The sequence below is a fragment of the Stenotrophomonas sp. PS02298 genome (assembly GCF_029959445.1).
Classification (GTDB): domain Bacteria; phylum Pseudomonadota; class Gammaproteobacteria; order Xanthomonadales; family Xanthomonadaceae; genus Stenotrophomonas.
In genome coordinates, this window is the sequence record NZ_JASCOR010000071.1 from 1 (window position 1) to 22,119 (window position 22,119).

At 64.4% G+C, this 22,119-nt stretch carries 21 protein-coding genes and 2 tRNA genes; 2 read left to right on the plus strand and 21 right to left on the minus strand.

The window, feature by feature from the left end; translation table 11 throughout:
• Positions 1 to 303 precede the first annotated feature (303 nt).
• From QMX78_RS11845 to QMX78_RS11870, 6 genes are all read right to left on the minus strand, one after another.
• On the minus strand, positions 304 to 1,515 hold the full coding sequence (locus QMX78_RS11845) for an MFS transporter (protein WP_282269733.1): 1,212 nt from the start codon (positions 1,513 to 1,515) through the stop codon (positions 304 to 306).
• Between the two features lie 80 nt (positions 1,516 to 1,595).
• Positions 1,596 to 1,672 (minus strand) — tRNA-Pro (locus QMX78_RS11850).
• 160 nt (positions 1,673 to 1,832) lie between these two features.
• Positions 1,833 to 1,909: transfer RNA gene (locus QMX78_RS11855), tRNA-Pro, on the minus strand.
• Between the two features lie 60 nt (positions 1,910 to 1,969).
• Complete coding sequence (gene cydX / locus QMX78_RS11860) at positions 1,970 to 2,080, minus strand: cytochrome bd-I oxidase subunit CydX (protein ID WP_282269734.1); 111 nt, start codon at positions 2,078 to 2,080, stop codon at positions 1,970 to 1,972.
• A 30-nt stretch (positions 2,081 to 2,110) separates the two neighbouring features.
• Complete coding sequence (cydB, locus tag QMX78_RS11865) at positions 2,111 to 3,262, minus strand: cytochrome d ubiquinol oxidase subunit II (protein WP_282269736.1); 1,152 nt, start codon at positions 3,260 to 3,262, stop codon at positions 2,111 to 2,113.
• A 15-nt stretch (positions 3,263 to 3,277) separates the two neighbouring features.
• Positions 3,278 to 4,864 (minus strand): cytochrome ubiquinol oxidase subunit I, encoded by a 1,587-nt coding sequence (locus QMX78_RS11870; RefSeq protein WP_282269738.1) that lies wholly within the window; start codon positions 4,862 to 4,864, stop codon positions 3,278 to 3,280.
• Positions 4,865 to 5,064: 200 nt separating this feature from the next.
• Between QMX78_RS11870 and cydD the strand changes: the two genes are divergently transcribed.
• Positions 5,065 to 6,786 carry a thiol reductant ABC exporter subunit CydD gene (gene cydD / locus QMX78_RS11875; protein WP_343239253.1) on the plus strand — a complete coding sequence of 574 codons (1,722 nt, stop codon included), beginning with the start codon at positions 5,065 to 5,067 and terminating at the stop codon, positions 6,784 to 6,786.
• Complete coding sequence (cydC, locus tag QMX78_RS11880; protein WP_282269743.1) at positions 6,783 to 8,450, plus strand: thiol reductant ABC exporter subunit CydC; 1,668 nt, start codon at positions 6,783 to 6,785, stop codon at positions 8,448 to 8,450. Before cydD ends, cydC begins: the two co-directional genes overlap by 4 nt.
• 66 nt (positions 8,451 to 8,516) lie before the next feature.
• On the opposite strand, the gene QMX78_RS11885 is transcribed toward cydC, so the two are convergent.
• The 15 genes from QMX78_RS11885 to ccmB all read right to left on the minus strand — a co-directional run bounded on the left by QMX78_RS11885 (position 8,517) and on the right by ccmB (position 22,105).
• Positions 8,517 to 8,789 carry a hypothetical protein gene (locus tag QMX78_RS11885; protein ID WP_282269745.1) on the minus strand — a complete coding sequence of 91 codons (273 nt, stop codon included), beginning with the start codon at positions 8,787 to 8,789 and terminating at the stop codon, positions 8,517 to 8,519.
• A gap of 50 nt (positions 8,790 to 8,839) precedes the next feature.
• Positions 8,840 to 9,442, minus strand: a complete 603-nt coding sequence (locus QMX78_RS11890; RefSeq protein ID WP_282269746.1) for a GyrI-like domain-containing protein — start codon at positions 9,440 to 9,442, stop codon at positions 8,840 to 8,842.
• 52 nt (positions 9,443 to 9,494) lie between these two features.
• The gene (locus tag QMX78_RS11895; protein ID WP_282269747.1) at positions 9,495 to 11,468 is read right to left on the minus strand and encodes a PEP/pyruvate-binding domain-containing protein; all 1,974 of its coding nucleotides are present in this window, start codon (positions 11,466 to 11,468) and stop codon (positions 9,495 to 9,497) included.
• 266 nt (positions 11,469 to 11,734) lie between these two features.
• Positions 11,735 to 12,343, minus strand: coding sequence for a cold shock and DUF1294 domain-containing protein (locus QMX78_RS11900; RefSeq protein ID WP_282269748.1), 609 nt, complete (start codon positions 12,341 to 12,343; stop codon positions 11,735 to 11,737).
• 192 nt (positions 12,344 to 12,535) lie between these two features.
• Positions 12,536 to 13,372: a DNA ligase gene (locus tag QMX78_RS11905; RefSeq protein WP_282269749.1), complete on the minus strand. Its 837-nt coding sequence runs from the start codon at positions 13,370 to 13,372 to the stop codon at positions 12,536 to 12,538.
• A 92-nt stretch (positions 13,373 to 13,464) separates the two neighbouring features.
• Positions 13,465 to 14,589: a homoserine O-acetyltransferase gene (locus QMX78_RS11910; protein ID WP_282269750.1), complete on the minus strand. Its 1,125-nt coding sequence runs from the start codon at positions 14,587 to 14,589 to the stop codon at positions 13,465 to 13,467.
• Between the two features lie 294 nt (positions 14,590 to 14,883).
• Complete coding sequence (locus QMX78_RS11915; RefSeq protein ID WP_282269752.1) at positions 14,884 to 15,912, minus strand: tetratricopeptide repeat protein; 1,029 nt, start codon at positions 15,910 to 15,912, stop codon at positions 14,884 to 14,886.
• Positions 15,906 to 16,358 (minus strand): cytochrome c-type biogenesis protein, encoded by a 453-nt coding sequence (locus QMX78_RS11920; RefSeq protein WP_282269755.1) that lies wholly within the window; start codon positions 16,356 to 16,358, stop codon positions 15,906 to 15,908. The genes QMX78_RS11915 and QMX78_RS11920 overlap by 7 nt, the downstream gene beginning before the upstream one ends.
• Entirely contained in the window at positions 16,355 to 16,981 is a 627-nt protein-coding gene (locus QMX78_RS11925; RefSeq protein WP_282269757.1) for a DsbE family thiol:disulfide interchange protein, read from the minus strand. The genes QMX78_RS11920 and QMX78_RS11925 overlap by 4 nt, the downstream gene beginning before the upstream one ends.
• A complete protein-coding gene (locus QMX78_RS11930) occupies positions 16,978 to 18,912 on the minus strand; it encodes a heme lyase CcmF/NrfE family subunit (protein ID WP_282269759.1) in 1,935 nt (644 codons plus the stop codon). The genes QMX78_RS11925 and QMX78_RS11930 overlap by 4 nt, the downstream gene beginning before the upstream one ends.
• The gene (gene ccmE, locus QMX78_RS11935; protein ID WP_282269761.1) at positions 18,913 to 19,380 is read right to left on the minus strand and encodes a cytochrome c maturation protein CcmE; all 468 of its coding nucleotides are present in this window, start codon (positions 19,378 to 19,380) and stop codon (positions 18,913 to 18,915) included.
• The gene (gene ccmD / locus QMX78_RS11940; RefSeq protein WP_282269763.1) at positions 19,377 to 19,550 is read right to left on the minus strand and encodes a heme exporter protein CcmD; all 174 of its coding nucleotides are present in this window, start codon (positions 19,548 to 19,550) and stop codon (positions 19,377 to 19,379) included. The genes ccmE and ccmD overlap by 4 nt, the downstream gene beginning before the upstream one ends.
• A complete protein-coding gene (gene ccmC, locus QMX78_RS11945; protein WP_282269765.1) occupies positions 19,547 to 20,299 on the minus strand; it encodes a heme ABC transporter permease CcmC in 753 nt (250 codons plus the stop codon). Before ccmC ends, ccmD begins: the two co-directional genes overlap by 4 nt.
• Positions 20,300 to 20,677: 378 nt before the next feature.
• Positions 20,678 to 21,310, minus strand: a complete 633-nt coding sequence (locus QMX78_RS11950) for a TetR/AcrR family transcriptional regulator (protein ID WP_282269767.1) — start codon at positions 21,308 to 21,310, stop codon at positions 20,678 to 20,680.
• 99 nt (positions 21,311 to 21,409) lie between these two features.
• Positions 21,410 to 22,105, minus strand: coding sequence for a heme exporter protein CcmB (ccmB, locus tag QMX78_RS11955; protein ID WP_282269769.1), 696 nt, complete (start codon positions 22,103 to 22,105; stop codon positions 21,410 to 21,412).
• Positions 22,106 to 22,119 lie beyond the last annotated feature (14 nt).

A 22,119-nucleotide genomic window follows, 5' to 3' on the forward strand; every position in this document is an offset into this window, starting at 1 on the left:
GGGTAAGCGCAGCGCACCCGGGAGCACGTAGCATTCGTTGACGCGTTGTTTCGATCGTTGCATTCCCCGGGTGCGCTGCGCTTACCCGGGCTACAACGGTCGGCATTGATCTTCGTTCTTCTGTAATAGCCGTATGAGCCGCGAAGCACCCGCAGCTTCAGTGTGCACAACGCTCCAAGACCCCAGCACCGTCAGCTTCGCGGCTTACGCCGCTCCCACAACGACCGGTCAGCCCCGGTGCTGGTGCGCGAGTACGAAAAAGCCGCCGAATCACTTCGGCGGCTTTCGTATATCAGCAACAGCTCACTTCCAGTGATCTTCCAGCTGCTGCGGTTTGCAGGCAAACCACGCACCGGTCAGCAGTACGCCGGAACAGCAGGCGAGGAAGGCAAACGACCATGCCCAGCCATCGCTCATGCCATGCAGCCAGCCGAACAACAGCGGGCCCAGGCTGGCCAGGCTGTAGCCCACGCCCTGCATGAAGCCGGACAGCGCTGCCGAGCCGGCCTGGCTGCGGGTGCGCAGATTGATCAGGGTCAGCCCCAGCGGGAAGGTCGATGGGCCAAGGCCAGCGATGACGGCCCATAGCAGCGGCGCGCTCATCGGCGCCCACAGCAGGCCGGCGAAGGCGATCATGTTCAACACGAACACCATCACCGCGATCGGGAAGGGGTTGCGCATGCGCACCGCCAATGCCGGCACCAGCAGCGACGGCAGCAGGCCGATGGCCGAGTACACCGCAACCATCACGCCGCCGAAGGATTCGCTGGCACCGGCTTCCACCATCACCTTCGGCAACCAGGTGAATAGCGAGTACGTGCCCAGCGAGGTCATGCCGAACATCAGTGCCATGCCCCAGCCCAATTGGGTCTTCCAGACGCGACCTGGTGCATGTTCGGTGCTGGTGGCCACCGCCTCCACACGCGGGGCGCTGCGTGCCAGCAGGATCCACGGCAGCAACGCGGCCAACGACAGCAGTGACCACATGCCCAGCGAGATGCGCCAATCGAATTGATCAGCCACCGGCACCGCCAGCAGCGCCGGCACCATCGTGCCCGCCTGCAGCACGGTGATGTAGATCGTGCTCAGCGTGCCCACGCGGTCGGCGAAATACCGTTTCACCAGCGGTGGCACCACCACGTTGCCCATGCCCATGCCGGCCAGGGCGATCGCCGAGCCCAGCAACAGCATGCCGACGTTGCCGGAGAAGGCGCGTAGCAGCAGGCCGATGGTGGCCAGCACCATGGTCAGCACGGCAGTGCGCTCCAGGCCGATGGCGCGGGTGATACGTGGCGTGGCCAGGCCAAACACGGCGAAGGCGGCGGTCGGCATCATGCCGAGCACACCGGTCATGGTGCTGCCGAAATCGAAGATGTGGCCAAGCCGGTCCAGCAGTGGCGTCAGCGAGGTGACCGCGCTGCGCAGGTTGGCCGAGACCAGCACGATGGCGATGAATGCCAGCAGGCGGCCCTTGAGCAGGGGGTGCCGGGGAAGGGGCTGGGCGGACGTGGACATTGCTTACTCCGACGCGGTGGGTGGCGTCGTTTGAAACCCACCAAAAACAAAAGCCGACCAGAGGCCGGCTTTTGTCAAATTGGTCGGGGAGACAGGATTCGAACCTGCGACCTCTACGTCCCGAACGTAGCGCTCTACCAGACTGAGCTACACCCCGAAGGAGCCGCCTATGATAGCGGTGAACCTCGTGCCCTGCAAGTTCTTTTGTTCAGCCAGCGCTGCCTGCAAGGCGTGGTGCGTTGGCTGCCGATAACCGTCTATCGGCGAATAAAAAGCCTGGACAACGTTGCCGTTGTTCCAGGCTAGTTTCGACCCTTTGGTCGGGGAGACAGGATTCGAACCTGCGACCTCTACGTCCCGAACGTAGCGCTCTACCAGACTGAGCTACACCCCGCGAAGGGAGCCGGAAAGATACGCTCAGTCCGGCGTTTTGGCAATACCTTCACGCAGTTTTTCAGCGCTTTGCATCGATCTTGTTTGCTTCGCGCGCTTCAAACCACATGCCGTTGAGGATGGCGACCGTCGCAGCGAGGCCAGCACCCAGAATCCAAGCGAAGTACCACATGAGTTGTCTCCTTAGTGTTGTCGTTGCGGATCAGTAGGCGTTCGGGTTTTCACCCATTTCTTCCAGCGTGGTCTTGCCCTTCAGTACGCGGTACACCCAGGTGGTGTAGGCGATGATGATCGGCAGGAAGATCACGGTGGCCAGCAGCATCACCCACAGGGTCAGGTGGCTGGAGGAACCGTCCCACACCGTCAGGCTGGAGCCTGGCTGGGTGGAGGAGGGCAGCAGGAACGGGAAGATCGCAAAGCCAACGGTGAAGATGATGCCGGCAATGGAGGCACCGGAGGCGATGAAGGCCAGGCCGCCACGACGCTTCCGCAACAACACCGCACTGGCCAGTGCACCCAGCAGGCCCACCACCGGCGCCAGGATCGTGGCCGGCATGGTGCTGTAGTTGTGCAGCCAGCCACCGGCCTGCGAGAACTCAGCCGTCTTCAACAGCGGGTTGCTGGCACCGTCGGTAACCACCTGCGAGGTGATCTGGCAACCCGGCAGGCCGAAGGCAACCCAGGCACCGGCAAGGGCGAACAGTACGAACGAGGCGATGGCGGCGATGCTGCCGATCTTTGCCGAACGCTCCGCGACCGGGCCGTTGGTCTTGAGCACCAGCATGGCCGCACCGTGCGACACCAGCATCGCCACGCTGACCAGGCCAGCCAGCAGGGCGAACGGGGTCAACAGGCCGAGCAGGTTGCCGGTGTAGAACACGCGCTGGGTGTCATCGAAGTGGTACGGCACGCCAAGCAGCACGTTGCCAACCGCCACGCCCATGATCAGCGCCGGGATGAAGCCGCCGATGAACAGCGCCTTGTCCCAGTTGTTGCGCCAGCGCTGGCTGGGCATCTTGCCGCGGTACTTGAAGCCGACCGGGCGCAGGATCAGGGCGAACAGGATCAGGAACATCGCCAGGTAGAAGCCGGAGAAGCTCACCGCATACAGCGGCGGCCAGGCGGCGAAGATCGCGCCGCCACCGAGCACCAGCCACACCTGGTTGCCTTCCCATACCGGGCCGATGGTGTTGATCACCAGGCGGCGCTCTTCATCGGTCTTGGCCACGAACGGCAGCAAGGTGCCAACGCCCAGGTCGAAACCGTCCATCACCGCGAAGCCGATCAGCAGCACGCCAAGCAGCAGCCACCAGATCACGCGTAGCGTCGTGTAGTCCAGAAGAATGAATTCCATGTGTGTTCTCCTGCCTTATGCCTGGCCGTTGCCGGCGGCATTGGCGTGGTTGTTTGCGACGGCCGACTGCTGCAGCGAGGGCAGGATGTCGTCCGGGCCCTTGCGGATGGCCTTGAGCATCAGCTTGACTTCGATGACCAGCAGCACCGTGTACAGCGCGGTGAAGCCGACCAGCGTTGCCAGGATTTCGTAGACGGCCAGGCCCGAAGCGGCATAGAACGTCGGTAGCACGCCATCAACAGCCCACGGCTGGCGGCCGTACTCGGCGATGAACCAGCCGCATTCGATGGCGATCCACGGTGCCGGCAGCGACCACAGGGCAACCCGCAGGAAGGTGCGCTTGTCCTCGAAGTTGTTGCGGCAGGAGTAGTAGAAGGCCAGGGCGAAGAAGCCGATCATGTAGATGCCGAGGCCGACCATGATGCGGAAGGTCCAGAACAGCGGGCCAACCGTCGGCACCGTATCCAGCGCAGCCTGTGCAATCTGCTCGGGGGTGGCGTTCTCGATGTCGTCGCGGTAACGCTTCAGCAACAGGCCGTGGCCCAGATCCTGCCAATGACGGTCAAAGACCTCGCGGGCTTCAACGTCGTTCTTGTCGGCGCGGATGCGTTCCAGAGCGGCGTAGGCAATCTGACCACCCTTGACCCGACCCTCGGCCTGCTTGACCAGGTCCAGGATGCCCGGGATCTCCTCATCCAGCGAACGGGTGGCGATCAGGCCCATCACGTACGGGATCTGCACTTCGAAGTCGTTGCGCTGTTCCTGCTGGTTCGGGATGCCGAATGCAGTGAACGGTGCCGGAGCCGGATGGGTATGCCACATGCCTTCGATGGCAGCCAGCTTCATCTTCTGGTTTTCGGCCGTGGCGTAACCGGATTCATCACCCAGCACGGCAACCGAGATGGACGCCAGCAGGCCGAACGCCGAAGCCACTGCGAACGAGCGACGGGCGATGTCGCGGTGCTTGCCCCGCAGCATGAAGAAGGCCGAGATCGACATCACGAACATCGCGCCGGCCACATAACCGGCCGAGACGGTATGCACGAACTTGGCCTGGGCCACCGGGTTCAGCAGCACGGCGGCGAAGTCCACCACTTCCATGCGCATCGTTTCCGGGTTGAACACCGCACCCACCGGGTACTGCATCCAGCCGTTGGCGATCAGGATCCACAGTGCCGACAGGTTGGTGCCCAGCGCCATCAGCCAGGTCACGGTCAAGTGCTGCACCTTGGACAGGCGGCCCCAGCCGAAGAAGAACAGACCGATGAAGGTCGCTTCCAGGAAGAACGCCATCAGGCCTTCAATGGCTAGTGGAGCGCCGAAAATGTCACCCACATAGTGGCTGTAGTAGGACCAGTTCATGCCGAACTGGAACTCCATCACGATGCCGGTACCCACACCCATGGCGAAGTTGATGCCGAACAGCACACCCCAGAACAGGGTCATGCGGCGCCAGACATCCTTGCCGGTCATCACATAGACGCTCTCCATGATCGCGATCATGAAAGAGAGCCCCAGTGTGAGCGGGACGAAAATGAAGTGGTACATCGCGGTCAGCGCGAACTGTAGACGTGACAGTTCTACGACTGTTGAGTCGATCATGGCCTGGCTACCTCGTGGGAATTGGGCGTCATGGAGTGGCTGGGAGGGGTTCTATGGCAGCGATACTCCCCGTTCAGGCCTGCCAATGCTTTGATCTGGATCAATGTGGGCTGGTTGTCCAACGCCGATGGTGCAGGGCCGGCAGGCTGGGTACGGCTTGCTTACAATCACGTAGATCTCCTTCACCTGAGTTGTCAGTCTTGAGCGAAGTTCCACATTCCAACGCGGTGCAACAGCAACGCCGCGTACAGCAGCAGTGGCTGGCGGCTCTGGCGTCCGGGGCCCGCTCGCAGCAGCGTTTGGCGGCCTTGGCCGTCTGTACTTCAGGTGCGCTGCTGATCGTGCAGGCTGGCGCCATTGCCTGGTTGATCCAGAGCATAGTCGTGGAACGACTGAATTGGGTACAGGTAGTTCACGGTTTCTGGGTATTGGCAGCGGTGTTGCTGCTGCGCAGCCTGCTGGGCGGGGTCGCGCAGACCGCCGCCGGCAAGGTCGCCGACAGCGCCAAACTGGCGCTGCGCGAGCAGGTTTACCGGCGTCTGCTGGCACGCGGACCGCTGTGGCTGCGCCGTCAGCGCACGGGCGAGCTGGGCGAGTTGCTGCTGTCACACGGCGATGCCATCGAGGGCTATTACGCCGGATTCCAGCCGGTGCGGGTGGAAGTGGTGGTGGTGCCGCTGCTGATTGCCGCTGCCGTGGCCTATGTCGACTGGGTGGTGGCGCTGATCTTCATCTTCACCGCGCCGCTGGTGCCGTTCTTCATGATGCTGGTGGGCTGGGGCGCCGAGGCCGCTGGCCGCGCCCAGCTCGGGGAGTTGGCGCGGATGAGCGGCCACTTTGCCGATCGCATCAAGGGCTTGGGCCTGTTGCGCCTGTACGGGCGCGGTGAAGCCGAGCTGGAAGGGGTTGCCGCCGCCGCTGATGGCGTGCGCGAGCGCACGATGAAGGTGCTGCGCATCGCCTTCCTGTCTTCCACGGTGCTGGAATTCTTCGCTTCGGTCAGCGTGGCGATGGTGGCCCTGTACCTGGGGTTGAGCTATCTGGGCCTGATGTCCTTGCACTCGGTGGTGCCGACCTTGGGCACCGGCATGTTCTGCCTGCTGCTTGCGCCGGAGTTCTACGCGCCGCTGCGGCGCTTGGCCGCGCATTACCACGACCGTGCCAATGCGTTGGCGGCAGCGGCCGAAGTCGAGCGCCTGCTGGCTGACGATCAGGATGCTGCTGTGGCTACGTCCGTCGCTGCGTCCCTGGTAGCGCCGGAGCCGGCGCAGTTGCACGCGCCGCTGGTGTCGGTACGCAACGTCGTGCTGCGCCCGCAAGGCGCCACCCACGATGTGGTGAAGGATCTCTCGCTTGAGATCGGCGACGGTCAGCGCCTGGCCCTGATCGGCCCCAGTGGCAGTGGCAAGAGCACCTTGCTGGAAGCCCTGGCCGGCTGGCTGCCGCCGCGCGAAGGTCGCATTGTGGTCCGCGACGGCGTGCGCATCGGCTACGCAGGCCAGCGTCCCTACCTGTTCCACGGCTCGATTGCCGACAACCTGCGCATGGCCGACCCGGCAGTAAGCGCTGCCCGCCTGCAGGCGGTGGCCGAAGTGGCCCAGGTGATGCGCTTTGCCCAGCATCTGCCCTTGGGCTTGAACACGGTGATCGGTGAGCGAGGCTTTGGCCTGTCCGGTGGTGAAGCGCGAAGGATTGGACTGGCGCGGCTATTGCTGCTGGAGCCGGATCTGTTCCTGCTTGACGAACCCACTGCCTTCCTCGATCCGCAGACCGAGGCGGACCTGCTGCAGGCACTGGCGGCGCATACGCGTGGTCGTACGGTGCTGATGGCCACCCATAGCGAGGTGGCGATGCGCTGGGCCGACAAGATCATCGATCTGCAGGACAGCATGCAGGTTGCAGTGCAGGGAGCGCGTGCATGAGCCCGCAGACGATGCGTGATGTATTCAAGCGCCACCGCTGGCGGCTGGCGTTGGCGACGGTGCTGCTGTTCACCACCATGTTGGCCGGGGTTGGCCTGCTTGGCTTGTCTGGTGGCTTCCTCACCGCTGCAGCGTTGGCCGGTGCCTTGGGCATGGGCGGCACTTTCAATTTCTTTTCACCGTCGGCCGGCATCCGAGCGTTGACGATGGCGCGCATCGTGTCGCGTTACTTCGAAAAGCTGGTCGGTCATGACGCTACCTTGCGCATCGCCCGTGACCTGCGCGTGTGGTTCTTCCAGCGTGCACTGCCGTTGGCGCCTGCCCGACTGGGCAGCAGCCGTACCGGTGAGTTGCTGGCGCGGTTGATCACCGATATCGGCGAAGTCGATGGTTTGATGGTGCGGGCGATCAGTCCCTTGCTGGCCTTGGCGGGCGCCGCCGTGGCGAGCGTGGTCGCGGCCGGACTCATTTACTGGCCGGCGGCACTGTTGTTGCTGGCGCTCGCGGTGTTGGTGGGAATCGGCGTTCCGGTGTTCGCGGTGCGCCGTGGTGACGCGGTCGAGGCCGAGCGTGCGCAGCAGCGTGCCAGCCTGCGTACTTTGGCGTTTGAAGGTTTGGAAGGCGCGGCTGATCTCACCGCCTTGGATGCCCGCGATGATTGGGCGTTGCGTGTGGATGCAGCCGCGCAGCAGCTGGCGCGCAGCGATCAACGACGTCGTGGCCGTCTGATCGGTGGCAACGTGCTGCATTCGGCGCTGGCGGGTCTTGGCCTGTTGGCGATGCTGTGGCTGGCGTTGACGGCGTTCCAGGCAGGCAAGGTGGAGGCGGCGTTTGCTGCAACGCTGGTGTTCCTGACCGTTGCGCTGCTGGAGGTCGCAGCAGGCAGCGGCATTGCCTGGCAGGCCCTGCAGTCGGCGCGGGTCGCCGGCAAGCGTCTGCGGCAGATTGTTGATCAGGCGCCAGCCGTGCAGGACCCGGCCCAGCCCCGCGCCGTGGCTGCGGATGCGGCCTCGGTTGTGTTCGAGCAGGTGGTGTTTTCCTGGCCTGGCGAGACGCGGCGTCTGCTGGATGGCGTGGATCTGCAGCTGGCGCCGGGCGAGCGCATCGCCATCCGTGGCGACAGCGGCTGCGGCAAGACGACCTTGTCCGCCCTGCTGCTGCGGCTATGGGACCCGCAGCAGGGGGCAGTGTGCTTCGGTGGTGTCGATCTGCGTGAGTTCGCCCAGGACGATTGGTATCGACAGATTGCCTGGTTGCCACAAGGGGCGCCGGTATTTGCCGGCAGCATTGCGGACAATCTGCGCTTGGGTGATCCACAGGCCGGCGACGACGCGTTGTGGGCGGTGCTGGCGCAGGTGCGCTTGAGCGATTGGGCGCAGCAACAAGGCGGGCTCACCGCATGGGTAGGCGAGAACGGTGCCACCATGTCGGCGGGTCAGGCGCGGCGTTTGGCCTTGGCGCGCGCCTTGTTGCGCAACGCGCCGATCATGGTGCTGGATGAGCCGACCGAGGGCCTGGACGTGGATACCGCGCACGCCTTGTTGCTCGATCTGGCGGCGGCGCTGGGGCAGCGCAGCCTGTTGATGATCACCCATGATCGACTGCCGGAAGGCGTGGTGCAGCGCGAGTACCGGTTGCAGCAGGGGCGGTTGAGCCTGCAGTAGCAAGCGTTGAGCCGGGTTGTGCCCGGCTTTTTAGACCTACGGGTTGCAACGCGCAGGCGTGCGTCGTCAGCTGCGTTTGTTTCTACGCAAGCGTTTGAAAGCGTAGGCGACAATGCTGGCTGTCGGTACGGTAACCATCGGCCCGAACAGGAAGGCCAGCCCATCCTGTGCATCGCGATGGCCGGTCACATCCCAGACAAAGCGCAGGCCAAGATAGGGCGCGAGCAGGCCGCCCAGCAGCGCGGCAAACAGCACGGCAAGCCAGGTTCGCCGGCACAAGGCACCGGCCGCCAGGCCCAGGCCGATGCTGGCTGCTGCTGCGACCAACCAGAAGGTCATGATGGGCTCCTGCTATTCGCGCTGGGGGCGGGGTTGGACATCATTGCGATTCATTGCATGGGCTGACGGATGATGGTTTTCCACTTCTCCGGTGCGGCTCTCCTGATGTCGCTCAAATAGATCTCATGGTGTTTGCCGCGCAATGCGGATCGCTCGCCGATGAAAGCATGCAGGCGCTCGATCGCCGGTCCTTCATCGGCGAAGGGGCCGACATGCAGCAGCTGTGCACATCGTCCTTCGTGAAACGTCTCGAAGCGCAGCTTTGACAGGCTGGCAAGTGACTTCTTCTGCAAGCTGGTGATCGCGGATTCCACGTCCTGCGCGCATACCCCCTGCGGTTGCATGATCATCATGGTCCACAGCCAATGCTGCTTCTCATCGCGCTGGAAGGCCGCCATGTCATCGGCCCACCATAGTCCTTCCAGCGGCATCACGGCGTAGTCCATCCGCCCGCCCTTCTTGAGTGCGAACTTGATGCTGTAGGCGACGGAGAACAGCGCCTCCACGGCATCCTTGTAATCCTGCGAGGTATTCGGATTGCCAGCGCCGTCGATCATCAGGAAGTTGAAGGCAGGCACGTCGACCTCGGCAATGGTCTTGGCCGAGGGCTGGTAGAGGTGCTTCAGCTGGCGCTTGAGGTCGATCTTGTCCATGAGCACGTCCGGATCAGTTGATACTGGGAGACGGAGAGGTTGGGACGGCCGCCTAGCGGCTGCTTCCATCCACGTAGGGCCGCGATTGCAGGATGAGTATGTCATCGCCAACCACTGCCCATTCGATGTCCTGGTCGACTCCCCCCAATGCCTGCTTGGTGCGGCTTCCAACCGCTGCCAGCCTCGCGATCAGGCTATCGGTCAACACCTGGCGGGAGCCGGTCAGCGCCACCTCGCGGACACCGCCGCTGGCATTGGCGACCAGTTGGGTGTCCTCCGCGGAACGGCTGAGCACCTGCACGGCCTTGGACCAGTTCGAATACATCACCTGCTCGGCCTGTCGCTTGCCTTCCACCACGCGGATGCCGAGCCCGCGTTTGGCCGAGATGTAGGTGATGTGGCGACGTCCTGCATCAAATGGGTCGCGGGTGATCATCACCCCGGAACTGTCCGAGGGCGCGGCCTGCTGCACCAGTACCGCCATCGCCACTGCATCCTGGCCCAAACCGGCAGCGCGGCGTGCTTCGTAGGCCTCGAAGTTGTAGACCGACGCCCATACCGTCTGCACTGCGCGCACCAGGGCATCGGCAGCGATCACGTTGGGAACGGTCGTATACAGGCCGGCGCCGCTGAAATTCGGCAGGTCCTCCGAGTTGGAAGAGCTGCGCACGAACACGCCGCGGCCCTGTAACTGGCTCTGCCACTGCGACTGAAGGCTGCGGACCAGTGCCGGGTCCGGGGTGGCGCCGCTGATCTCCGCCCGCAGCGCGGCAAGCGCCTCGCGCCGGACCTTGGCATCACTGGCGAAGCCGGGCTGCTGCTGCAGTGCGGCCAGCCGCTCGCTGATGTGCAGTTTCTGCATTGCAGATTGGTAATGCGAGAAGGGAACACAGAATCCATCCGGGACCCGCGCGGACGGCGGCAATGCGGATTTCAATGTACCCAGATTGGCCGCCTTGACCCCGCAATGGCTGCTGTCCCTGGCGCGAAGCGCCGAAAGCGGCTTCAGCGCGGTTATCGATACGTTGGGCCGTGGCAGATTGCGCACGGCTGCCTGCGTGGTTGTGGAGGGCGTGTTGGCCGGACGAAGGGCTGGCCGCACCTTGTAGTCATTGTTGGTGACTTCCAGCTCGATCCATTGTCCGTCGTAGACGCGCAATGCAGCCTGCGCGTCGCGGACATAGACGTTGGGGATACGCCACCCCTTGGCCAGCAGGTTGACGTGCGACAACAGCGTCGATGGGCGTTGGGTGACAAGGCCGGCTACCGGCGACAGCGAGATCGGAACCTCGTCCAGTACCACGATGTCCTGCGGCGACAGGTCGCTTGCCTGTTCGATCGAGCGGACGATGCGCAGGCGGCCCCGTGCAATACCCGTGTTCAAGGGCAGGAAGGACTGCTCGCGCAGCAGTGCTTCCTGGGTGATGAAGGGCAGGCCAGCGGAGCGGGCGGTTTGCTCGTGCAGCGTGGAATTGGTCTTGAAACGGATCGCCTCGTGGAACGAGCCCCGCACCAGCTGATCGGCCTGCCTGAGCAGTGCGGCTGTCAGCTGGTCGCCTTCCCAGAACTCGTAGGTATAGCCAGGCAGATCGCGCTGCCAGCTCACCGTGCCGAACAGGAAGCGCCGCTGCGGGTCCTTGTACTGCGCGTTGAGCGTGGCCTTGTCCAGGTGCGGCAGCAACCGTTCGCGCCGCACGAAGTTCTCGTGCAGCTCGTAGCGCGGCGTATTGATGTAATGGATACGGGCCGGATCGCGACGGTCGATGGCGAATATCAGGTGGGGCATTTCCAACGGCGTGCCCGCGTTGTAAACCCGGGCCAGACGCATGAAATCGTCACGGCTGGCTATGCGCGGCAGTTGCGCCGGGGCGTGGGCGTTGTCGACGGAGGATGCGGTGGTGCCCTGCCTGGCCTCGTAAGGCGAGGGCTTGCGTGCGGTTTGCGCCAGTGCGGTCGGCATCGTAGCGAGGAGGATGGCGCTGAGGGCGGCAAGATGCAGGCAGGCGAGGCGGAGTGCGGACTTCATACGGGCTCGATCCATGATGCCGTGTTGGAGCTGGGGAGCGCAGATGATAAGCGACCGGTATCCGCACGGCGCGGCTGCACAGCCAGGCCATGATCGGTCTTTGGGCTGGAAGTCGCAGAGTCCATTGGCATGGTCGGCGACTTCCTGGCCCGGAGAAAATATTGGACCTTCAAGCTTGAGGATGCAGTGGCTGCTTCTGGCTGCTCGGCCGGAGTTCCCGGGTGCGCTGCGCTTACCCGGGCTACGCTGGCATTGCGGCTGGGTGCTTAGTGGGGAAGGCTCAGTCTGCCGCTGGCAAGGAGCCAGATTGCGGTGACATTGAGCACGACCGTCAGCCAGAACATGACCTGGAAACTGGACTTGCTGGTCTTGTGGCGGAACAGCCCCTGGCCGATCAGCGCGCCCGGCCAGCCACCGAGCAGGGAGATCAGGTGCAAGGTGTTTTCGGGCGTGCGCTGCTCACCGCGGGCAGCTGCGCCCTTGTCGTAGAGATAGAAGCCCAGCGCTACGACGCTCATCCCGCCAATCACCGGCAGGGTCCATTCGGGTATCAACTTGGCAATCCATAGTCCCAGCATGCAGAGCAGGGCGCATACGCCCAGCAGGACATGCGGCAGGCGGGCGGTGAACGGAGGGCGCTTTGGCTTGGAAGTGACGGTTTTGGTGGCGCTTGCCGAACGTACCGCGATGGCATTGAAACGGCCGCGTTCGTCCTTGCGCAGCGCATAGCTGATCAGCATGCCGTCAGTCGGGCGTTGCGTGCGCTGCTCGAAGGCCTTGATATGGACGAAGGCGCGGTCACCGCCGCCATTCGGAACCACGAATCCGAAGCCCTTGTCATCGTTCCAATCCTGCAGCCGACCTTGATAGCGCATTGAGCTTGCCCCTGTTTGTCGCCGCTATTGCAGCGCAAACACGAGGGACTGTGAAGCCCTGCACCGGTTCTGCTTTTGTGGGAGCGGCGTAAGCCGCGAAGCTGGCATTGCTGAGACCTCATGTGCCTGTGCCATCTGATGATGTATGTGCTTCGCGGCTTACCCCGTTCCTACAAGTGGTGACTGCACTGATCAGCGATCATCCCGCACCCGCAGGAAGCGCGGAAAGCGGGGCAGGCCATGCACGGTCAGGCCGTTGTAGCGATAGGTCACCTGGCTGCCGATCGGCGGTGGATCGGCACGCTGCGCATCACTCAGGCCGCTGCCGAGGCGGAACTGTGCGCCGCTGTCCGCACGCACGAGCAGCGCGCCGACCATGCCGGCGTACTTGCCCTTGCCAGGGACATGGCCGATCACGCGCGCTTCGGCATCGGCATACAGTTTGAGTTTGAACAAGCCAGCGCTGCGACCATCGCTGTAGCGATTGTCCTGATGATGCAGCATCAAGCCTTCGCCGCCGGCCTGGACAACGCTGCGCAGGTGTCGGTGCAGGCTCTCGGTATCTGGCAGGCGGCGTTGCTCTATGGCGAGCAGGTAGGGGTTGGCTTGATTGGCGATGATCCGGCTGAGCTGAGCGTGGCGCCGTGCGAAGCCATCGGTTGCATTGGGCAGGTCGAAGGCCATGAAGCGTAGCTTGCGCCACTGCGCCTCGTCGGCCGGGCTGCTGCGGATGAGTGCACTGGTGGCTTCGAACTGACCGCGCGCCATCCACAATTCGCCGTCGATCGCCTGCTTGGGCCAGCCCCGGATAAACCATGCCGGCGTCGGGATGCGGTGACCGGCGCGGGTCCAGAGCGCGTGACCATCCCAGCGTGCGCGCACGCCGTCGAGTTTCTCACTGACCAGATAGAGGGATACATCCGGCCCGTCCTGCCAGCTGCTGGCCAGCATCAAGGGTGGCGCGGTAGCGAGCGCCGTGTTGAGCGAGCTGGCCAGCAAGAAAAATAGAATCAGGAAGAAACGTTGCATGCTCGGCCCCCGGTTGTCGGAGGCTCAAGCGTGCGTTGCAGTCAGTGCAGGCGACCATCAGCGGCCGCCTGCATCCAAGGTCGGTGTGCTGGCTATGCGTTCGTCGGCAGTGCCTGTAGAAACTGCGCTACCGCCGGCCCGAAGCGATCGTAGTCCACCAGGAAGGCGTCATGGCCCTGTGGTGAATCCATGCCGATGAACTGCGCGTCGGCGCCGCCTGCGCGTAGGCCGTCGGCGATCTGTTGCTGCTGTTCCACCGGGAACAGGATGTCGGTATTGGCGCCGATGGCAAGTGCGCGCTCAACGCGGATCTTCGCCAGCCCGGCCAGTACGTCGCCGTCGGCGTATTCGGCCAGGTCGAACCAGTCCATGGATCGACCGAGGTAGAGATAGCAGTTCGGGTCGAAGTGGCGCACGAAGCGGCGGGCGTGGCCTTCCAGATAGCTCTCGACCTGGAACTCCAGGCCGAACGGGTCTTCGTCGATCTGGTCCGAGTCCAGTCGCACGCGGCCAAAGCGGCCATCCCATTCCAGCGCCGAGCGATAGGTGATGACGCCGAGTTTTCGCGCCATGCGCATGCCCGATTCCGGGTAGTGCACTTCGTCGTAATCGCCGCTGTTCCATGCCGGATCGAGGCGGATTGCTTCGCGCTGCAGCGAACGGATGGCGATCGAGAACGGCAGGGCGCGGGCGCTGCCGGAGATGTTGATGTGGCTGCGGGCGATGCCCGGGTGTTGCAGCAACACCGCCAGTGCGGTCATGCCGCCCATCGAGTTGCCGATCAGACAGGCCAGCTGGGTGATGCCAAGTGCGCGCACGACTTCGGCAGCGGCGTTGGCTACGTCTTCAATCGACAACTCGGGGAAGGACAGGCGGTAGGTCTTGCCGGTGGCGGGGTCCAAGGAGGCCGGGCCGGTTGAGCCCTTGCAGCTGCCCAGCGAGTTCACGCAGATGACGAACCAGCGGTCGGTATCAATTGGCTTGCCGCGGCCAAGCATCGGTTCCCACCAGCCGTTGGCAGGGTTGTCGGCATTGCTGGCGGCGTGTGCGTCCGGCGAGAGGCCGGTGACGATCAGGATGGCGTTGCTGGCATCAGCGGCCAGCTTGCCCCAGGTTTCGTAGGCGACGTGGGCGCCGACAAGGCTGCCACCGCGCTTCATCGGGAATGGGGAAGACAGCGCATGGAAGCGGCTGCCGACAGGGGGGAATTCAGTCATCTGCCAATTTTAACGGGGATGCCGGGCGCATCTTCGCATGGATGATAACCAGTGGTTATCTGGGTATTGCTGGCGGACGCGAAGCGCGTCCGGGAGGCAGTGATCTGGTGGTTCCCACTGTACGTGAACGGCCACGGTTGGCCGCTGTTATGTAGATACCGGCCAGAGTGGGCTGTTTGTAGGAGCGGCGTAAGCCGCGAAGCTGACGTTGCTGAAGCACATGGCATCCTTGCCATCTGCTGGATGTGCTCGCTTCGCGGCTTACGCCGCTCCCACAAGACAGCTTGCAGCGGGTTACTGACCCAGCGTGATCGCCAAGGGCTTGTCAGTTGGCAGTTTGACCTTGACCGGTACCGACTCGACGTCGCCTTCGCCGCGCATCGCATTGCCACTGGCGGACAGGCGGGCGAGCACTTCCACTTCCTGCAGTGCCGACAGCTTCTGCGTGGGCATCGGGCTGTCGCCGTCGTCGAGGGTGACGGTCAGCGGCGCTGCCTGTGCAGGGTGGCGCTCGACGGCGACCGGCATTGGCGGGCCGCCGGGGATGCGGGCGATGACGAATACGGTTTCCTTGCCGGAGGCGGCGCGTTCGGCCAAGGCCGGGGCCAGGGTTACCGTTATGGTGATGCCATCACCAGCAGCACTTGCTGGAGCCGCTGTTGTTGCCGCTGTGCCAGTCTGCGCGGTGGTCGGTGCCTTGCCACGGGCGATGTCGATCTGCGCCTGCAGCGAGTTTGCGGCGGCAGGCTCCAGCCTTGGCAGCAGGCTTTCCCAGGTCCGCGCGGCAGCGTCGTTCTGGCCTTGCTGGCGCTGCACGATGCCGGTGAGCCAGATTACCCGCTCGTTGTCCGGTGCGATCTGGCTGGCGCGGGCAAGCCACTGCTGGGCGGTATCGTCGAACAGGAATTTGGGATCGGCCTGGGCGCGGGTCTGTGCGGCTTCGAGCAGCAGGCCTGGTTCGTCCGGCGCCAGTTGTACGGCGCGCTGGTAGGCCGCGGCGGCATCGGCGACCTTGCCGATCTCCAGCTGCGAGCGGGCCAGCAGCACCCAGCCGTCAACGCGCTCGGGGTTCTGCTTCAAGGCGTCCTGCAGCTGGGCGATGCCTTCCTCGATGGTCTGCGGCGCGGCAGCGGCTTCAGGTTGCGGCTGCATCGCCGCCGGGGTTCCCAGCAACTGGTACAGGCCCAGCGTGGCGACCATCGCCATCGCAACCAGGCTGCCCCAGATCCGCCGTTTGCCGGCGCGCCTCAGTGGCCACAAGGTGACGCCGGTTGCCACTACCGCCAGCACTGCAGCACCTGCCATGAACCCGGTATTCACCATTCGCGTTCTTCCTGGCTGGCGTCGTCATTGCTGGCAACAGGTACAGCGCGGCCACGCCGCCGTACATGCACGATCAACAGCACGGCGCCGGCCAGCAACAACAGGCCAGGACCGAACCAGAGCAGGGCGGTGCTGGCTTCCAGTTGCGGGCGGTACAGCACGAACTCGCCGTAACGGTCGACCAGGAATTGCTTGATCTGGGCATCGCTGCGGCCTTCGTGCATCAGCTTGAGCACTTCGCGGCGCAGGTCGTGGGCGATCTGCGCGTTGGAATCGGCCAGCGATTGGTTCTGGCATTGCACGCAGCGCAGCTCGGCGGTGAGTGCGTGGAAGCGTACTTCCTCGGCGCGGTCGCGGTATTGCAGTGGGCTGGGGTCGCCGGCTGGCTGCGCGCTGGCGGCGAACGCCAGGCACAGCCATAACAGGACCACAGCCCAGGCTTTCATCGGGCGGCCCCGAGGTCCGGCGCACCGTGTTTGCCACCGGCAGCTGCTTCGACTTTTTCCAGTGCCGGAATCAGCTGCTCATCCATTACCTGTTGGGTGATGGCGCCGCTGTACTTCCAGCGCACGATGCCGCTGCCGTCGACCAGGAAGGTTTCCGGTGCAGCGGCAATGCCCCAGTCCAGCGCGGCGCGGCCTTCCTGGTCGGCCAGCACCACCATGTAGGGGTTGCCCAACTGCTCCAGCCAGCGCAGTGCTTCGCTGGGCTCGTCCTTCCAGTTGTAGCCGATCACGCGCACGCGCTTGGTTTCGGCGAAGCGGGTGAGAATGGGGTGTTCATCGCGGCAGGTCGGGCACCAGCTGCCCCAGACGTTGAGCAGATAGGGCGCGCCGCGCAGCTGCTTGTCGGTGACATGCACGCTGGGGTCGTGCAGCACGGGCAAGGAGAACGCAGGCGCCGGTTTGTTGATCAGCGCCGAGGGCAGGCTGTCGCGGTCGGGCTTGCCGGAGCGGCTGACGCCGTACAGCATCAAGCCCATCAGGCCGAGGAAGAACAACGCACCGAGCACGATGGCGACTGGCGGCAGGCGATGCTTGGTTTTGGATTCAGGTGCAGGATTATTCATTTCGATTTCTCAGGCAGCCTGCGGAAGCGGCGGTCGACGGCGGTGATGAAACCGCCCAGCGCCATCAGCGCCGCGCCCAGCCAGATCCAGCGGACAAAAGGTTTGATCTGTACACGCACGGCCCAGGAGCCGTCGCCCAGTGATTCTCCCAGTGCGACATAGATATCGCCACCCAGCGTGCGGTGGATGCCGGCTTCGGTCATCGGCTGGCCGCCACTGGCGTACATGCGCTTTTCCGGGTGCAGGCGGGTAATCAGCGTGTCGCCGCGCAATACCTGCAGGTGCCCGCGGTCAGAGTGATAATTCGGCCCATCGCTGGCATCCACGCCTTCGAACAGCAGCGTATAGCCGCCGGCGTCGATGGATTTGCCGGGTGCCAGCGCGACTTCATGCTGCACATGCAGCGCTTCCACCAGCAAGGCGCCGACCAGGAACACGGCCACGCCGAAGTGGGCGATCAGCATGCCCCAGGTTTCGGCATTGGGTCGGCCACTTTTGCGCAGCCGCATCCACAGGTAATAGCTGGTGCCGCCAGCGACCCAGGCGGCGCTGGCAATGCCCATGGCGGTCTTGAACTTGCCCTGCGGGGCCATCCACCAGCCGATGATGCCCAGCACTACCGCCAATCCCGCCCACGGTGCGAGCAGCGCCAGGGTGCGCAGGCCTTGCTCGCGTTGCCAGCGGCTGAGTGGGCCGAATGGCAGCAGCACGATCATCGGTGCCATCAACAGCACGAACAGGGTGCCGAAGTACGGCGGACCCACCGAGACCTTGCCCAGATCCAGCGCATCGGCCAACAGCGGATACAAGGTGCCGAGCAGCACCATCGCGCAGGCGCAGCTGAGCAGCAGGTTGTTGGCCAGCAGCAGGCTTTCGCGCGAGTTGAGCGCGAACGCGCGGCGCGGGTCGTTGCTGTTGCCACCCATGCCGGGTGCACGTAGTGCATAGAGCAGCAGCGAGCCGCCCACCACGATGCCGAGGAAAATGAGGATGAACAGGCCGCGCGAGGGATCGGCGGCAAACGAGTGCACGCTGGTCAACACTCCGGAACGCACCAGGAAAGTGCCGAGCAGTGACAGCGCAAACGCGGCGATCGCCAGCAGCAGGGTCCAGCCGACAAACACGCCGCGCTTTTCGGTGGCCGCCTGCGAGTGCAGCAGGGCCGCGCCAACCAGCCACGGCATGAAACTGGCGTTCTCCACCGGGTCCCAGAACCACCAGCCGCCCCAGCCCAGCTCGTAATACGCCCACCAGCTGCCCAGCGCGATGCCGATGGTCAGGAAGCCCCAGGCCGCGTTGGTCCACGGGCGGGTCCAGCGCAGCCAGCGCACGTCGATGCGGCCGTCGATCAATGCTGCGATGGCAAAGGCGAACGGCACCGCGAAGCCAACGTAGCCGAGATAGAGCAGGGGTGGGTGGATGATCAGCCCGGGGTCCTGCAGCAGCGGATTGAGGTCGTGACCTTCACCCGGTGCTGGCAGCAGGCGTGCGAACGGATTGGAGGTGAACAGCAGGAAGGCGAGGAAGCCAACGCTGATCATGCCCATTACCGCCAGCACCCGCGCCATCACTTCGGGCGGCAACTGCCGCGAGAACGCGGCCACGGCAGCGGTCCATAGCGCCAGCACCAGCGACCACATCAACAGCGAGCCTTCGTGTGCGCCCCACACCGCCGAATAGCGGTAGATCATCGGCAGCAGGGTATTGGAGTTGTCGGCGACGTAGCGCAGCGAGAAATCCTGGCGCACGAAGGCAATCGTCAGCACCACGAAGGCGGCCAGCACCGTGGTCAGCTGCAGCATCGCTGCCGGGCGGGCGATCGCGGTGAATGCGGGGATGCCGCGTTGGGCGCCGACAAGTGGCAGGACGCTTTGCAGCAGGCCTGCCAGCAGGGCGAGGATCAGCAATACCTGTCCGATTTCACCGAGCACTCAGGGCGTTTCCGTCGTTGGGGTGGTGGCCGGAACCTGGTGCTTGTCGTGCGCCACACCCATCTTGTCGGCCAGCTCCTTGGGCATATAGGTCTCGTCGTGTTTGGCCAGCACGTCTTCGGCGACGAACACGCCGTTGACCATGCGCCCGGTGGCGACCACCGCCTGTCCTTCGCGGAACAGGTCGGGCAGGATGCGGTCGTAGGTGACGGGCAGCATCGCGTCACCGTCGGTGACCTCGAAGCGCGCCAGCAGCGCACCGGGTTCGCGTTTGAACGAGCCTCTGGCCACCATGCCGCCAAGCCGGAAACGTGCGTCCGGAGCGACCTGGCCGGCATTGACCTCGGCAGGCGTGTACAGATAGGCGATGTTGCGTTGCAGGGCAGTGCTGACCAGGGCGACCGCTGCGCCGGCAACCAGCAGGACCAGCAACACCAGCAACAGGCGGCGACGCTGGGTTGGGCTCATCGGCTCAGTTCCTCGTCAACGGCTGCTGCGCTGCTGCGACTGGCGCGATTGAGGCGCGCACGTGCCTCGCGCAACTGCTGGCGGATCTGCAGGCGCGGCACGATGAAGTCCCAGGCCAATACGACGAAGAACACGGCATAGGCTAGTGCCACATACTTGAAATAGGTCATGCCGACGTCTCCAGCCGTTCGCGCAGCCAGGCCTTGCCGACTTCGCGGCGCAGGTTGTCGGCGCGGGCGCGCGACAGCAGCGAACCGACGAACCAGAACTTGGTAGCCAGCACCATGATCCACAGCGGCAGGATCATGCTGCTGTCCATGCTGGAGTCGCCGAACACGCGGATGGTCTGGCCCTGATGCAGCGAGTTCCACCACACCACCGAGTAGCGGATGATCGGCAACATCACCACGCCGACGATGGCCAGCAGGCCGGCGGCGCGTGCGCCCGCGCGGCGGTCATCGATGGTGCCGTACAGGCCCATCACGCCCAGATACATGAACAACAGGATCAGTTCGGTGGTCAGGCGCGGGTCCCAATCCCACCAGGTACCCCACATCGGCTTGCCCCAGATGCTGCCGGTGAGCAGGGTGATCAGGGTGAACGCTGCACCGATGGGGGCGCAGGCCATGGCCAGGATTTCGCAGAGCTTGATCCGCCATACCAGCGCGATGGCACTGTAGAAGGCCATCAAGCCGAACACGAACAGGCTCATCCAAGCTGCCGGCACGTGGATATAGAGAATGCGGAAGCTGTCGCCCTGCTGGTAGTCGGCGGGCACCACGGCCAGCGCCTGCCACAGGCCGAAACCAAACAGCGGCAGCGCGGCGATATAACACCAGGTGGACCAACGGGCGGCGAAGGTGTCGAAGTAGGGCGGTGAGCCCAGCTTGTGAAACCAACCAACTAAACCTTTGAACATCCGCTCGCTCGCTGAGGAAGACGATGACCGGGCCGCGATCAGCGGCCCGACCGGCTGGGCGGTGCGGACTGCACCACCGTTGCTGTTTTCAGACTAGCGCAAGATACCGCAAATTCAGAAAACCGGCGGGTCGTGGCCGACGTGCTTCAGGCGGATCCGGTGCCTGCGGTGCGCCGCTGATCAGCAGCGTGGCACGTGGGTGCATCTACACGGCAGGGTCATGCCTTGTGTCATGCGGCTCAAGGTGCTCACGCTTGCCGTATCGATTTTGTTTTGATGCTTTGCACAAAAGGGGCGGGTGAGGATCGAGTCCCGCCCGCCCATCTTCCAATTGCTGCAGGTGCGTCGTTTGCTGGCGCTAGTGAAGCCGGCTTGGCATCAGCTTCGCGGCAGTGCACCGGCCATGAACAGACGGACTGCGTCTCGTGCCTGTTGTTGTGCCTTGGGCAGGTCACTAAGGACAACGCGCCCATTGACCGAGCGCAGGACCAGGCCGCCGATCACCAGCATGTAGAAGAAATGCGCGGCTTGTTCCGGGTTCTCGATATACATGCGACCGGCGCCGGTTTCGCGGGCGAAGTACTGGCTGAGCAACACTTCCATTGGCGCCACGCCATGGGCGTGGAACCAATCACGCAGCGCGGGTTGGTTCATGCCTTCGGAAATCACCACGCGATGGCAGGCAAGGCGTCTGGGCGAGAGGACTTCCTCGGCCATCTGGCTGGCGGCGTCTTCCAGCGCCTCGGCGGGCGGCAACGGCGATTGCAGCAAGGTGTCCAGGCTGCGGCCGAAGTCGTTGATGCTCTGCTCCATCAATGCGTGGATCAGGCCTTCCTTGTCGCCAAACGCACGGTAGAGGGTGGCCATCGAGCCGCCGGCGCGCTTGACGATGTCGGACAGGCGTGCAGCCTGGTAGCCCTTTTCGTTGAAGACCTCGGTGGCGGCCGCCAGGAACTTCTCCACCCGCAGTTCCCCGCGGCGTTGCAGCTCGACCACGGGACGGGGCGGCAAGGTAGGCTTGTCTACGCTCGGAACTTCCGTGTCGGGCCGCTCAGCCATGTGCTTGGTTTGATTTGTGAAGTCAACGTCAAGAATAGCGCTGTTTGGGGCTCAGGAGTTGGCGATGCGGATTGCCGCTGCCGCGGTCAGTGGAGCGAGCACCGCGCTGACCAGCAAGCCGGCCGCCAGCATCAGCAGCGCACCACCGGGATCAAAGCCTTGTGCCGCTGCCGCCACCGCGCCGGCACCGAACACCAGTACCGGTACGTATAGCGGCAGCACCAGCAGCGCCAGCAGGATGCCGGCGCGGCGCATTCCCACGGTCAATGCGGCGACAACCGCCCCGAGCAGGCTCAGCAGGGGGGTGCCCAGCGCCAGCGCGGCAAGCAGCACCGGCAGTTGCTCACGCGGCAGGTGCATCAGTTCGGCCAGCAAGGGGCTGACCAGGACCAGCGGGAAGGCCGTGGTCAACCAATGCGAGAAGACCCGCACGGCGACCAGCCAGGCCAGTGGTACCGGCGACAACAGCCATTGCTCCAGCGAACCATCTTCGGCGTCGCTGCGGAACAAGGTATCCAGCGACAGCAGGCCGGCCAGCAGAATCGACAGCCACAGCACCGCCGAGGCAACGCTCTGCAGCAACCGGGGTTCGCCGCCCAGTGCCAGCGCGAACAGCGCTACCACCAGCAAGGAGAACAGGATCGGTTGCGCAGCGTCGCCGCGGCGCCGCCCCAGTAGCTTCAGGTCGCGGGCCCGCCCGGCCCGCGCGGCCGAGAACAGCCTGGGGTGTGGCCCGGGCCGGCTCATGCCGGTATCTTATA